At 64.9% G+C, this 13444-nt stretch carries 13 protein-coding genes; 5 read left to right on the top strand and 8 right to left on the bottom strand.

The genetic code is table 11. The features are described from left to right. Window positions 1-39: 39 nt before the first annotated feature. Complete coding sequence (gene purM, locus AKN83_RS02585; RefSeq protein ID WP_050401446.1) at window positions 40-1113, top strand: phosphoribosylformylglycinamidine cyclo-ligase; 1074 nt, start codon at window positions 40-42, stop codon at window positions 1111-1113. Further along, window positions 1110-1760 carry a phosphoribosylglycinamide formyltransferase gene (gene purN / locus AKN83_RS02580; protein ID WP_050401445.1) on the top strand — a complete coding sequence of 217 codons (651 nt, stop codon included), beginning with the start codon at window positions 1110-1112 and terminating at the stop codon, window positions 1758-1760. The genes purM and purN overlap by 4 nt, the downstream gene beginning before the upstream one ends. Window positions 1761-1850: 90 nt before the next feature. On the opposite strand, the gene AKN83_RS02575 is transcribed toward purN, so the two are convergent. Together AKN83_RS02575 and rnd are read right to left on the bottom strand one after the other, a co-directional pair. Then, window positions 1851-2054 carry a cold-shock protein gene (locus tag AKN83_RS02575; RefSeq protein ID WP_021079877.1) on the bottom strand — a complete coding sequence of 68 codons (204 nt, stop codon included), beginning with the start codon at window positions 2052-2054 and terminating at the stop codon, window positions 1851-1853. A 352-nt stretch (window positions 2055-2406) separates the two neighbouring features. After that, entirely contained in the window at window positions 2407-3555 is a 1149-nt protein-coding gene (gene rnd, locus AKN83_RS02570; protein WP_050401444.1) for a ribonuclease D, read from the bottom strand. 591 nt (window positions 3556-4146) lie between these two features. Here rnd and AKN83_RS39395 point away from each other — a divergent pair. Together AKN83_RS39395 and AKN83_RS02565 are read left to right on the top strand one after the other, a co-directional pair. Next, window positions 4147-4299: a hypothetical protein gene (locus AKN83_RS39395; protein WP_157113174.1), complete on the top strand. Its 153-nt coding sequence runs from the start codon at window positions 4147-4149 to the stop codon at window positions 4297-4299. 254 nt (window positions 4300-4553) lie between these two features. Then, a complete protein-coding gene (locus AKN83_RS02565; RefSeq protein WP_050401443.1) occupies window positions 4554-5738 on the top strand; it encodes an OpgC domain-containing protein in 1185 nt (394 codons plus the stop codon). A gap of 145 nt (window positions 5739-5883) precedes the next feature. Here AKN83_RS02565 and AKN83_RS02560 read toward each other — a convergent pair whose 3' ends face one another. From AKN83_RS02560 to AKN83_RS02540, 5 genes are all read right to left on the bottom strand, one after another. Further along, window positions 5884-6618 (bottom strand): hemerythrin domain-containing protein, encoded by a 735-nt coding sequence (locus tag AKN83_RS02560; protein WP_050401442.1) that lies wholly within the window; start codon window positions 6616-6618, stop codon window positions 5884-5886. Between the two features lie 52 nt (window positions 6619-6670). Continuing rightward, window positions 6671-6880, bottom strand: a complete 210-nt coding sequence (locus tag AKN83_RS02555) for a hypothetical protein (RefSeq protein WP_050401441.1) — start codon at window positions 6878-6880, stop codon at window positions 6671-6673. A gap of 106 nt (window positions 6881-6986) precedes the next feature. Beyond that, the gene (locus AKN83_RS02550; RefSeq protein WP_083991960.1) at window positions 6987-8060 is read right to left on the bottom strand and encodes an acyltransferase family protein; all 1074 of its coding nucleotides are present in this window, start codon (window positions 8058-8060) and stop codon (window positions 6987-6989) included. A 111-nt stretch (window positions 8061-8171) separates the two neighbouring features. After that, a complete protein-coding gene (chrA, locus tag AKN83_RS02545; RefSeq protein ID WP_050401439.1) occupies window positions 8172-9395 on the bottom strand; it encodes a chromate efflux transporter in 1224 nt (407 codons plus the stop codon). A gap of 470 nt (window positions 9396-9865) precedes the next feature. Beyond that, window positions 9866-10765: a LysR family transcriptional regulator gene (locus AKN83_RS02540; protein ID WP_050401468.1), complete on the bottom strand. Its 900-nt coding sequence runs from the start codon at window positions 10763-10765 to the stop codon at window positions 9866-9868. A gap of 111 nt (window positions 10766-10876) precedes the next feature. Here AKN83_RS02540 and AKN83_RS02535 point away from each other — a divergent pair, with 111 nt between their 5' ends. After that, window positions 10877-11866, top strand: coding sequence for a zinc-dependent alcohol dehydrogenase family protein (locus AKN83_RS02535; RefSeq protein WP_050401438.1), 990 nt, complete (start codon window positions 10877-10879; stop codon window positions 11864-11866). A 103-nt stretch (window positions 11867-11969) separates the two neighbouring features. Here AKN83_RS02535 and AKN83_RS02530 read toward each other — a convergent pair whose 3' ends face one another. Beyond that, window positions 11970-13442 carry a protein adenylyltransferase SelO gene (locus AKN83_RS02530; RefSeq protein ID WP_050401437.1) on the bottom strand — a complete coding sequence of 491 codons (1473 nt, stop codon included), beginning with the start codon at window positions 13440-13442 and terminating at the stop codon, window positions 11970-11972. Window positions 13443-13444 lie beyond the last annotated feature (2 nt).

Here is a 13444-nt window from a genome sequence, read left to right as displayed (position 1 = left end):
AATTCCTCGTAACCAGCCCCTGATCATCTGGAATTGGGCATGACCGAGCGCAAAAACGGGCTCACTTACGCGGATTCGGGCGTCGATATCGACGCCGGCAATCGTCTGGTCGATCTGATCAAGCCGATGGTGCGGGCCACCGCACGGCCCGGCGCGGACGCCGAGATCGGCGGATTCGGCGGGCTGTTCGACCTCAAGGCTGCGGGCTTCAAGGATCCGGTTCTGGTGGCCGCGACCGATGGCGTTGGCACCAAGCTGAAGATCGCGATCGAGACGGGCATCCACAGCGGCATCGGCATCGACCTCGTCGCGATGTCGGTCAACGACCTGGTCGTGCAGGGCGCGGAACCGCTGTTCTTCCTCGACTATTTCGCCTGTGGCAAGCTGCATCCGGAGGCCACCGCGCAGATCGTCGCCGGCATCGCCGAGGGCTGCCGCGAATCCGGCTGCGCGCTGATCGGTGGCGAGACCGCCGAGATGCCCGGCCTCTACAAGGATGGCGATTACGACCTCGGCGGCTTTGCGGTCGGCGCGGCCGAGCGCGGCACCCTGCTGCCGACGGGGGACATCGCGGCGGGCGATGCCGTGATCGGGCTGGCGTCCTCCGGCGTGCACTCCAACGGCTATTCGCTGGTGCGCAAGATCGTCGAGCAGTCCGGCGTGGCCTATGATGCGCCGGCGCCGTTCGCGCCGGTCATGACGCTCGGCGCGGCGCTGCTGACGCCGACCAGGCTCTATGTGAAGTCCTGCCTGAGCGCGATCCGCGAGACCGGTGCGGTGAAGGGCCTCGCCCACATCACCGGCGGCGGCTTCACCGACAACATCCCGCGCGTGCTGCCGAAGCATCTCGGCGTCGGCATCGACCTGGCGCGGCTGCCGGTGCTGCCGGTGTTCAAGTGGCTGGCCGAGCAGGGCGGCATCGCCGAACTCGAACTGCTGCGCACCTTCAACTGCGGCATCGGCATGATCGCGATCGTCAAGGCCGATGCGATCGATGCGGTGACCGAGGCCTTCACCGCCGGCGGCGAGACCGTGACGCTGCTCGGCGAGGTGATCGAGGCGAGCGGCGAGCATCGCGTGGTCTATAACGGTCATCTCGATCTCTCCAGATGAAGCGCCGCACAGCCATCCTGATCTCCGGCCGCGGCTCCAATATGGCCGCGCTGATCGAGGCCGCGAAGGCTGCGGATTTTCCAGCCGAGATCGTCGCCGTGATCTCCAACCGCGCCGATGCTCCCGGGCTCGCGAAGGCGGCCGCGAGTGGCATTCCGACCGTCGTCATCGAGAGCAAGCCGTTCGGCAAGGACCGCGCCGGTTTCGAGGCGGTGCTGCAGAAGGCGCTCGACGACAGAAAGGTCGAGCTGATCTGCCTCGGCGGCTTCATGCGGCTGTTCACCGGCGACTTCGTGCGACACTGGTACGGGCGGATGCTCAACATCCATCCGTCGCTGCTGCCGTGTTTCCCCGGCCTCGATCCGCACGGCCAGGCCCTGCGTGCTGGGGTCAAGCTGTCCGGCGCGACGGTGCATTTCGTGATCCCGGAGACCGATGCCGGACCGATCGTGATGCAGGGCGCGGTCACGGTGGCTGACGACGACACGCCCGAGACGCTCGCCGCACGCGTGATCACCATCGAACATCGCATCTATCCGGAGGCGCTGCGGCTTCTGGCGAGCGGCCGGCTTAAGCTTGAGGGCGACGTCTGCAAGACGCAGGGCAGCGCGGCAACCGGCAGCACGCTGATCGCGCCGGCGCCCTAGCCCGTGGTTGCGCAAGAGATCCCCGAGAGCGATCCCCCGGGGTGATGCGGCCGGGGGAGGCGTCAGAATGAAGTCCGCCAGCAGCGGCGTTCAGTGAACCTTGAGGTTCTCTGCCGACGCCTTGCCGCGGTTCTCGACCAACTCGTATTCGACGGTCTGGTTCTCGTTGAGTGTGCTGAGGCCTGCGCGTTCGACCGCCGAGATGTGAACGAACACATCCTTGTCGCCGACGGCCGGCTTGATGAACCCGTAGCCTTTGGTCGGGTTGAACCATTTGACGGTACCCTTCGGCATCGTCTCTCTCCCAGTCTAGACATAAAAAAGACGCGGCCACGTTTTCCACGTGCCACGCCACAAGCGGGCTTTCCGCCGTCTGTTCAATTCCCGGGTCTTCAGATCCAAAGTCTTCAAGTCCGAAGTTTCGCCTCTCGAAGCCATTGAAGCCTTGGATTTCGACGTCGTGAAACGCACAGTCGAACGGCCGCAATCCGATTGTGAAGGGATTGCAACACGAAAATTGCCCCTTAGCAAGCGGGCTGGTTTTGCGTGATGCAACCTCAACCTGTGCCGCGCGGTTGCTGGCGCGGCGTTCCGGCTATTGGCCGACGATTGCGGGACGGAACTTCGCGTTGCAACGCGGCGTGCGCTAGCCCCGATCCACCCGCACCACGCGGCCCTTGTCGATCGCGAGCGCGAGCTGGCCGTGCTTGAGCTTGAGCGCGGCCTCGCCGAACAATTCGCGCCGCCAGCCATGCAGGGCGCCGACATCGGCCTGATCGCTGGCCGCGATCTGTTCGAGATCGTCGACGGTGGCGATCACCTTGCTGGCGACGCCGTGGCGCTCCGAGGTCATGCGGAGCAGCACCTTCAGCAGCTCGACGGTCGCAGCTCCATTGGAATTGTTTCTCGGCTTTTCCAGTTTGGGCAGCGTGGCCTGGTCGCGGGCGAGCCCCCGCTGCACGGCGGCGATGATGTCGGCGCCCCATTTCGAGCGTTCGAAACCCTTCGGCAGCGAACGCAGATTGCCGAGCTTCTCCAGTGAGGTCGGCGCATGGGTGGCGATGTCGCCGACCGCATCGTCCTTGAGCACGCGCGAGCGCGGCACGTCGCGGCTCTGGGCCTCCTGCTCGCGCCAGGCGGCAACCTCGATCAGCACCGCGAGCTCGCGCGGCTTGCGGACGCGGGTCTTGAGCCGCTCCCAGGCGCGCTCAGGATGGAAGTCGTAGGTCTTCGGCGAGGTCAGGACCTCCATCTCCTCGCTGACCCAGTCGCTGCGGTCACGCTTCTTTAGATCGGCATCGAGCGCCGCGAACACTTCGCGCAGATGGGTGACGTCGGAGACGGCGTAATGCAGTTGCTCCTCGCTCAGCGGCCGGCGCGACCAGTCGGTGAAGCGGTGGGTCTTGTCGGGGCGGTGGCCGGTGACGCGATCGACCAGCTGGTCATAGGCGATGCTGTCGCCATAGCCGAGCACCATGGCCGCAACCTGGGTGTCGAAGATCGGATGCGGGATCGTGCCGGAGAGGTGCCAAACGATTTCGATGTCCTGCCGCGCGGCGTGGAAAACCTTCAGCACGGCCTCGTTCGACATCAGATCGAAGAACGGCCTGAGGTCGATGCCGGGCGCCAGCGCGTCGACCACGACGGCTTCATCCGCGCTCGCCATCTGCACGACGCAGAGCAGCGGATAGTAGGTCGTCTCCCGCAGGAACTCGGTGTCGACGGTGATGACCTTGTGTTTGGCGAGCCGGTCGCAGGCGGCGGCGAGGTCGGAGGTCGTGCTAATCAGATCCATGAACAGTCCATGACGGCTTGACCCCACGCGTTCTGCCGAAAGGGCAGCTATGTCAAGGGTCTTGCAGGGATTTTGGCCCTGCGCGAGGTGAGGGACCGGGCATTTTTGAGTTGATCCGGCGCGATTCGGGGGTGTTTTCGGCACGATCGTGCCGTGAATCCGTCCTTCGTGCCGGTGACCCCACCCTCGGTGTCAACGGCCGGCTCGACCGGGCAAGACGAAGGGTGCGCTCAGCGCCACAGGCGATAGTCCGCCGTTGTTGGGGCGCAGCGCCAAAACATCGAAAACAACCCCATGCACAGTAGCGGCGACAGCGGCGGGCGTTCGGCGCGGCAATTTGAGATGTCGGGCAAAATCAGTAGCTTAATTCGATTATTCGGAAATGGTGCGGGGCGCCGCTCCTGGCGATGAAACGCGGCCGTGGCCATATGCGATTGCCTCAGGGGGCAGGGGAAGCAGCAATTTGGGCAGGCACTGCACCGGGCCACCTGCTGTCTGCCTTTGTGATGCAGAGATTACGCAATCTGGAAATTTCTGGCGTCAAGCTCTGGCGTGCGCAGGCCAGGCCGTCGTCCTTCGTACAGAATGGCGATGCGGGGAGCCTATGGCCAGCTTCGCTACGGCGCTGAGCCGACGACCCAAACCTCGCCGGATGTCGACCGCTGGTTCGCGCAGACGATTCCCGACCGCGCCGATGCGGTGTTCTGCGCCGGATGGGCGAGCAATCGCTGGTCGCGGCGGTGAGCGGCGAGGCTGCGTTGGCAATGATGCGCAAACTTGCGCCGGCACGCAACTCGGACCGAACGCGCCGGGTCGGCCCGACCCAAGCATGCCGGTGCGGCACTTGGACGGCGATGTCACGCGGGAGTATAAGGATGTCTTTGATCTTCGCCTGTCGACCCGGATTTGCTGTCGGCTAACGCATTCCAGCCTGACGCGCAGCAAGGCACCGACGGGCGCACCTATCGCGATCTCAGAAGCAGCCGAGGATCGTCCCGATGGAGCTCCACCACGCGAACCAGATCGAGGAAACGATCGAACGTGATGTTCGGCTCGACCTGTTCAGAGGGCTTGGGTTGTGGATGATCTTTCTGGATCACATCCCCAACGACGGAGCCATCGGCTGGATTACGCTGCGCAATTACGGCTTCAGCGACGCTGCGGAGTTCTTCGTTTTCATCTCGGGCTACCTCGCCGGTTTCATTTACGGCCCGATCATCGCTTCGGGCTTCGTGCTGTCCGCGGCGAAGCGGCTGTGGACGCGAGCCGCGCAGATCTACGCGGCGCATATCATGCTGTTCCTGATCTTCACGGCCCAGGTCGCGAGAACCTCCCGACGGCTCGACAATCCGATGTATGAAAACGAATTCAACGTTTTCAATTTCCTCCAGCATCCGGATATCCTGATCGGGCAGGCACTCACCCTGCGATACAAGCCCGTCGATCTCGACGTGCTGCCTCTGTTCATTGTCTTGCTGCTGGCGTCCCCACTGGTCATCTGGGGCCTGGTGCGCCGTCCCAATCTCACCTTGCTGGCCTCGATTGTTCTCTACGTGCTGGCGCGATGGTTCGATTGGAACATCGCTTCCTACCCCCCAGGCACAACGTGGTACTTCAATCCATTCTGCTGGCAGTTGCTCTTTGTCTTCGGCCAGTGGTGCGGCGTGGGCGCATGGTCCCAGATCGCCAGCTTTATCCAGTCGCGGATCGTCGCGGCGGTGGCAATTGCCTGGCTGATCTTTGCGTTCCTTATCGTGATGACCTGGCATTTTCATGCGCTGGAGGCGTTCATACCGGGATGGATGATGAAGTTCATCTACCCGATCGACAAGACCGATCTGGACATGTTGCGCTTGACCCACTTCCTCGCGCTCGCAGTCATCGTCCATCGCCTGATTCCGCAGGACTGGCCGCCGCTGAAATTCCGATCGATGCGTCCACTGACCTTGTGCGGCGAGCATTCGCTTCCGATCTTTTGCCTCGGGGTCTTGCTTTCGTTCTCCGCCCATTGGGTCTTGATCCAATACAGCGGCACGGTCATCGCACAGCTCGCGGTGAGCGCGGCCGGAATCGGGATCATGATCGTCGTGGCGTGGCTGCTACACCGCGCCGACGACATTCCGAACTTGTTCGTCGATGTGACGACTGCAGATCTTCGGCAAAAGATCGGGCGACCGAACTAGATCGGTGTCCTTGACGGGCCGTTCCCGCGCGGACCAACCGAGCAAGAGCGCCTAGTGAGGTGCAGGAGGCGGCGGAATCTGACGATGACCTCTCACGCCGGCTTACCGGATTGATCATACGTGCCATGATCTGCAAATGCGGCAATCAGCGCGGCGTGAACTGGTTGAGATCGTGGATGCCCATCTGCTGCTCCAGTTGGGCGACACGGGCCGCCGTCTTCTCGAAGCCGTCCTCGCCGAACAGTTCGTGCTCCTTTTTCTCGAAATCCTCCGCCATCGCGTCGTACTCGTTGGATGAGACCACGTCCTTCAGCTTCGGGAACAGATCAGTGTCCTCCCGGGCCGCATGCGGCCGGTACATCGTGATGAAGGATTGCATCGAGCCCATCAGTTGCCGGCGATCGTCCGCATTGCTCCTGCCCGAAGGCGCCAGCCTCAGGATCGTTTCCGTGACTTTCCGGCCGGCGTCGTGCTGGCGCAGCAGGGTGTCCACAAGGTCCGTCATCTGCCCGGCTTTTTTGAAGCGCGGGAAGACATGCTCCTCCTCCGATCTCTCATGATAGTTGTTGATGAAATCGCGGATGATCGCGGCCGATTGCGTGATCAGGACGGGGTCGAAGTCCTCGCCGGCGGACAATTTTCGGATCGCCGCTTCGTAGAGCAGGAGAACACGATCGAGTACGCCATGCTCGCGCATCAGGTCTTCGGGCGGCGTGACCTCCGCGTCCGTCTTGCCGGCGACCGCATCTTTCAACTTCTCGCCGACGCCTTTCGGTTCGGCGCAAGTCGGCCTGGTGAGAATCGCCGGCGCCGCGATCGTGGTGGCCAGCACCCCTCCGAGCAGGAGCAGCCGGCGCTTGTTTGGCTTGACGACTTCCATGGCGACACTCCTGCTGCCAGAGCGCGGGACCGTTGGTCAGCCCTCCAGCGCGTCAGCGCCAGGCCTTCTCGTTCTTTTGCTCGTAGTCCTTGAAAGCCTTCTCGAGGCCGCCGAGAACCTCGGCGGACGTTTCAAACATCGCCTTCAACTGCGGCTCGTTGACTTTCTGGATGTCCTCGCGCAGGTGATTGCGGATGTCATGGAGCGCCTTCTGCATCTTCTGTGTGTGATGGCGCGGATCACGATCTGTCGCACTTGCCATGTCGAGCCTCCTTGCTGCTGGTACGGCTCCGCCGGGTCGGGACAGAGTCCGACGATATGGCGATCAACGGCCAGCGGATCGCGACGTTCCAATCGATCGGACCGGATCAACCGTCCGTGAGCAAGGCGTCGCGGGGGCGCCCGAGGCGCGACGGCCATCCATGGCGCGCGGCGAGCATCGTCAACGCGTCCCTGACGAAATAGTGGGCGGGGCCTTCGAGGAAGCGCCAGACGAACCACGCCAGCGCGACCATGCCGGCCACCACGAACGCTGTCGAGAACGCGTCCGGCACTGGCGTCATCAGGAGCAGGATCACGTAGCCGAGCTGCAGATGCAGCAGGTAGAGCGGGTAGGTGATGCCGCCCACGGCCCTGACCAGGCTGGCCGGCAGCGGCACGGACTTGATGCGGGTGGCGGCGAACACGATGCCGAGCGAGACGATGCAGATCGCGGTGACGATGCCCGGATCGAAGCTGCCATGGGTGTGGACGCCGAGCCGCTCCAGCTTGTGCACGGCCTGGAACGTCGCGGTGCCCATCGCCAATGTCAGCAGGCTGTAGAGTCTGGTGTCGCGTCGTCCGCGGTAATGTTCATAGATCAGCAGCCCGACGGCGAAGAAGCCGCTGTCGTCGGCCATGAACAGCTTCTCGAACAGCGGAACATCCAGCGTCAGCTCGTTGGCGAAGGTGATGGCGATCCACGCCAGGATGATGGTGTCGATCTTCCGCGGAAAAATGCCAAAGGCCAGAAACAGCGCGACCCAGCCGTAGAACACGACTTCGATCACCAGCGACCAGTAGGCGTCGTCCATATAGGGCTGACCAATCATCGGCGCCGCGATGAACAGGTTTGCCAGCCATTGGCTCCAGGTCACGTGAAACCAGGTGTGGCCCAGCAGCAGCGTGGTGAGGAAGGTCAGCGTCATGCAAATGACGAAGGTCGGATAGATCCGGCTGAAGCGGGCGATCGCGAAACCGACCGGCGTGCGGCCTTCGGCCGAATAGGCGATGACGAAGCCGGAGATTGCGAAGAACACGGGGACGCCGAGGAAGCCGTATTGGGCGACCGGAGCAAGGGAGGGCAACGCCACCTTCTGGACGCCGTGCGATGCCGTGCCCCAGAAGCCGTAATGATACAGGATCACGGCCCCGACCGCGGCGAGCCGCAGCAGGTCAAGCACGGGCACCCGGTTCGGATCCGGTTGTTTGGGTACGCTCGGCATGCGCCGTCAATCATGGCGGCGAGGCATGAAAGCGTTCTTAATCGTGCTGGCGAGGGCCGGTGCAGCCGTTCACGATTGGAGGAGGCCAGCGGCGATGCCGGCGGCCGCGCTGAGCACGACCACCACGAGCGGCGGCGTCCGCCAGGCCGTGAGCAGCACGAAGCCCGCCAGCGCGATGCCGAAATCGAGCGGACGCTGCACGCTGCTGGTCCAGACCGGATTGTAGAGCGCCGCACCGAGGATGCCGACCACGGCGGCGTTGACCCCACGCATCATCGCCTGTGCGGTAGGCAGTTTGCGGAAGCCATCCCAGAACGGCAGCGCTGCGAGCAGGACGAGAATTCCGGGCACGAAGATGCCGACGAGGCCCGTGATCGCGCCCGGCACGCCGCCGATCACGGCGCCAAGATAGGCGGCGAAGGTGAACAGCGGGCCCGGCACGGCCTGCGCGGCGCCGTAGCCGGTCAGGAACGCATCGTCGCCGATCCAGCCCGGCGTCACCACGGCCTCGCGGAGCAGCGGCAGCACGACATGGCCGCCGCCGAACACCAGCGCGCCCGAGCGATAGAAAGCCTCGAACAGGCCCAGGGAGGGCCATGCTCGGGCGAGCAGCGGCAACATGACCAGCAGGACAAGGAACAGGATCAGTGCCACAACGCCAACGCGGCGCGACACCGGCATCGCGATATGGGTGACGCCGTTGGTCGGTTGCGCCCGGCACAGCCAAAGCCCGGCGACGGCGCCGAGTACGATGGCGCCGATCTGCGCGATCGATGATGAACTGGCGAGGATGAGGAGTGCCGCGACCGTCGCGATCGACGCGCGTTCGCGGTCCGGGCAGAGCGAGCGCGCCATGCCCCAGACCGCCTGGGCGACGATCGCGACCGCCACCAGCTTGAGGCCGTGCACCAGGCCTGTGCCGGCCGGACCGCTCAATCCGCCGGCGCCGGAGGCAAACAGCACCAGCGCGATCGCGGACGGCAGCGTGAAGCCGGTCCAGGCCGCCAGCGCGCCCAGATATCCGGCTCGCATCAGGCCGAGCGAAAAGCCGACTTGGCTGCTGGCGGGGCCGGGCAGGAACTGGCAGAGCGCGACCAGGTCCGCATAGGCCTGCTCGTCGAGCCAGCGCCGGCGGATGACGAACTCGTCGCGGAAGTAGCCGATATGGGCGATCGGGCCGCCGAAGCAGCTGACGCCGAGCTTGAGGAAAATGAGCAGCACCTCCAGCGGCGAATGTGCTGAGCTCGGGGTGGAGGCCGGCGTGGCAGGCTTCCGGACGTCGGTGTCGTTCAAGCGTCAATTCCCTGACTTGCGTCCCGTGTCAGGACTCATCAGGGCGATCATATCGTCATTCGATGACGCGTGAGCGCGATATTGTCCGGCCATCGCGAAACAAGTGCTGAGGGCGAGGGACTTAAGCTGCTCGGCTCACTCGTAGCGCATGTTCTTCGACGGCCGCCGCGCCGCAGGCATCGCCAGCACGACGAGACACAGCGCGATCATTGCCAATCCCATGAATTCGAATGCAAATGTGTCCACGCGCCATTCTCCCCCATTAGAAACAATTAGACTTGTTGGGGGAGCGTTGACGCGCTGTTAAGCCTTATGGTTACCGCCGCGAGGCTCCCGGCATGGTGGAAGGTGAGTTAACGCTCACAATAGGCGTCATGCGTGCTGCGTAGCGGATTCCGTCCGTCCGCGTGTGAGATCGATGGTTTGCGCCGCGCTCTACCCATCCTACGGGACCAGCGCGGCGCGAAGCGCTACGCGACGAGCTTCGGCAGCGCGGCTGCGAGCGCGTCCACCGCCAGCCGGACTTTGGGCGGCAATCGCGGTGTCGGCAGCCACACCGCGTGGCAATCGTATGGCAGTTCGCCTTCGCTGCCGAGAACGCGAACCAGCGCGCCGTCGTCGAGGCGTACGCGCACCAGCCAGGAGGGCAGCCAAGCGAGCCCCATGCCGCGCGCCGCCGCGTCGGCGATGGCTTCGAGATCGTCGAGCCTGAGCCGTCCGGCCGGCCAAACCTCGCGCGGTGGCTGGCCGTCGCGCGGGAACAGCCACGGGCGTGCGCGTCCGAGGCGGCGATAGACGATCGCCTGATGCTGGCCGAGCTCGTCGAGCCCGCGCGGCCTGCCGTGCGCCTTCAGATACGCGCGCGAGCCGCACACCACCATGCGCTGACGGGCGAGCCGCCGGGTGATCACGCCGGATTGCGCGTCGAGATCGCCGGTCCTGATCGCAAGGTCGTAGCCGCCCTCCATCAGATCGGCAACCGGATCGCCGAACGAGAGATCGAGCTCCAGCGCGGGATACTTCTGTGCCAGCTTGAGCAGCAGCGGCGCGACGCAGCGTCGGCCGAGCAGCGCCGGCATCGTCACCTTGAGCCGTCCGCGCGGTTCGGAGAGTTGATCGGCTGCGAGCGCGTCAGCGGCATCAGCTTCGGCGAGCACCGCGCGGCAACGCTCGTAATAGGCTTGCCCGAACTCGGTCAGACTCTGACGCCGCGTGGTGCGATGGATCAGGCGGACGCCGAGCCGCTCCTCGAGGAAGCGGACATGCTTGCCGACCATCGGGCCCGACATCTCGAGTGCCTCGGCAGCGGCCGCGAACGAGCCGAGATCGACCGCCCTGAGAAACACGGCCATGCTGGTCAGGCGGTCCATCATTCGAAACTCCTGGTTTTGACTGTTCCGTCTGCGCGATGATTTATCCCCGGAATTGGCCTTGGCATAGCTCATTCAATTGAACTGTTTTGCAATTCAGGAGTGTTGCCGATGGCGCGTGTGGTTCGTTTTCATCAAACCGGTGGTCCCGAGGTGCTGCGCATCGAGGACGTTACGATCGCGCCGCCCGCGCGTGGCGAGGTCCAAATCCGCATCAAGGCGCTCGGACTCAACCGCGCCGAGGCCCTGATGCGGCGGGGGAGCTACATCGAGACGCCGACATTGCCGTCCGGCCTCGGCCTCGAGGCCGCCGGCATCGTCGAAGCGATCGGCGAGGGCGTTGGCGGTTTTGCGGCGGGCGATGCCGTCAGCATCGTGCCGCCGATCTCGATGGCGCGGTGGCCGGCCTATGGCGAGCTCGCGACATTTCCGGCCGAACTGGTCGCCAAGCATCCGCCGGCGCTCGGTTTTCAGGAGGCTGCAGCGGTGTGGATGCAGTATCTCACGGCTTACGGCGCCCTGATCGATATTGCGAAGCTCGCCCGTGCGGAGTTCGTCGTCATCACGGCGGCATCGAGCAGCGTCGGGCTCGCCGCGATCCAGATCGCGAACCGCATCGGTGCAATCCCGATCGCGGTGACGCGGACCTCCGCCAAGGTGCAAGCGCTGCGCGAGGCCGGCGCTGCGCACGTGATCGCCTCCACTGAGGAAGACCTGCAATCAAGGCTGGAGCAGATCGCAGGGCCGAACGGCGTTCGCGTGGTGCTCGATCCGGTCGGCGGCCCCGTCTTCATGCCGCTGACATCGGCGATGGCGCATGGCGGTATCCTGATCGAGTATGGCGGGCTCAGCGAGGAGCCGACGCCGTTTCCGCTGTTCACCGTGCTGAGCAAGAGCCTGATCCTGCGCGGCTACCGCGTTCACGAGATCGTGCAGGATCCCGCGCGGCTCGCCGCGGCGAAAGCGTTCGTTCTCGATGGGCTTGCCGACGGCGCATTGAAGCCGATCATCGCGCGGACATTTCCGTTCGAGGAGATCGTCGAGGCGCACCGCTATCTGGAGTCGAACGCGCAGTTCGGCAAGATCGTGGTGACCGTGTGACAGTAGGATGGATGGAGCGAAGCGAAGCGAACCCGATCATCGGCGGTTCCGCCGGCGCGATTGATGGGTTTCGCTGCGCTCCACCCACCTGCAAATCTTCGGCTCACGTCCCGCAGAACGTCTGCGTCACCATCTGCTCGGGCAGCGGCGGGTCGGCGTAGGCCGCGAATTGCGGCTGGTCTTCGAACGGCTTTGCCAGCACCGTCAGCAGCTCCTCGAACGGGGTATAGTCGTCGCTGTTGACGGCGGCCGCAATCACCGCCTCGATCCGATGATTGCGCGGGATGAACGCCGGGTTGACGGCAGCCATCGCGGCCTTGCGCTCGGCCGGCGTCTGCTGTTCCAGCGCGAGACGAGCCCGCCACCGGACGGCCCATTCGTCGAACGCTGCGGGATCGGTGAATTGTGCACGGACGTCGGCGGCGTCGTCGGACGCGGCTGCGCCGAGATGGCGGAACGTCAAGGTGAAGTCGGCCGCATTCTTCGCCATCGCATCGAGCAGGTCCTGGATCAGCGCCTCGTCGCCGTCGCGCGCGGTGAACAGGCCGACCTTGGCGCGCAGCCCGGCCTGATAGGCCGCGGTGAACTTTTCCGGGAATTCGCCGAGGATCGTCTGCGCCTGCTCGATCGCCTTCTCCTGCTCGGCATCGAACAGCGGCAGCAGGCACTCGGCGAGCCGGGTCAGATTCCATAAGCCAATGCGCGGCTGGTTGGCATAGGCGTAGCGGCCCATCTCGTCGATCGAGGAGAACACCTGCGCCGGATTGTAGGCGTCGAGGAAGGCGCATGGGCCGTAGTCGATGGTCTCGCCCGAGATCGACGTGTTGTCGGTGTTCATCACGCCGTGGATGAAGCCGATCAGCAGCCAGCGCGCGACCAGCGAGGCCTGCCGCGCGACCACGCCGGCGAGCAGCGCGTGATAGGGCTGGGCCGCGTCCTTCAGCTCGGGATAGTGCCTGGCGATGACATGGTCAGCCAGCGCGCGCACGCCGTCGGTGTCGCCGCGCGCGGCGAAGAACTGGAAGGTGCCGACGCGGATGTGGCTCGAGGCGACCCGGGTCAGGACTGCACCCGGTAGCGCGGTCTCGCGCATCACCGGCTCGCCGGTGACGACCGCGGCGAGCGAGCGCGTGGTCGGGATGCCCAGCGCGAACATCGCCTCGCTGACGATGTATTCGCGCAGCACCGGGCCGAGCGCGGCGCGGCCGTCGCCACGGCGCGAGAACGGGGTCGGGCCCGATCCCTTGAGCTGGATGTCGCGGCGGACGCCGTCCTTGTCGACAACCTCGCCGAGCAGGATGGCGCGGCCGTCGCCGAGCTGGAGCACGAAGTGCCCGAACTGGTGGCCGGCATAGGCCATGGCGATCGGGTCGGCGCCTTCAGGCAGCCGCTTGCCGGCAAGGATTTCGGCGCCCTCGGCCGTCGACAGCAGGTCCGGATCCAACCCGAGCTGGACCGCGAGCGGCCGGTTCAGCTTGATCAGCCGGGGGGCGGCGACCGGGGTCGGCGCGACGCGGGCGAAAAAGTTCGCCGGCAGCGCCGAATAGGTGTTCTGGAACGGGAAATGGATGGTCATAT

The organism is Bradyrhizobium embrapense (genome assembly GCF_001189235.2).
Taxonomy (GTDB): domain Bacteria; phylum Pseudomonadota; class Alphaproteobacteria; order Rhizobiales; family Xanthobacteraceae; genus Bradyrhizobium; species Bradyrhizobium embrapense.
This window is presented reverse-complemented; position numbering and strand designations above follow the sequence as displayed.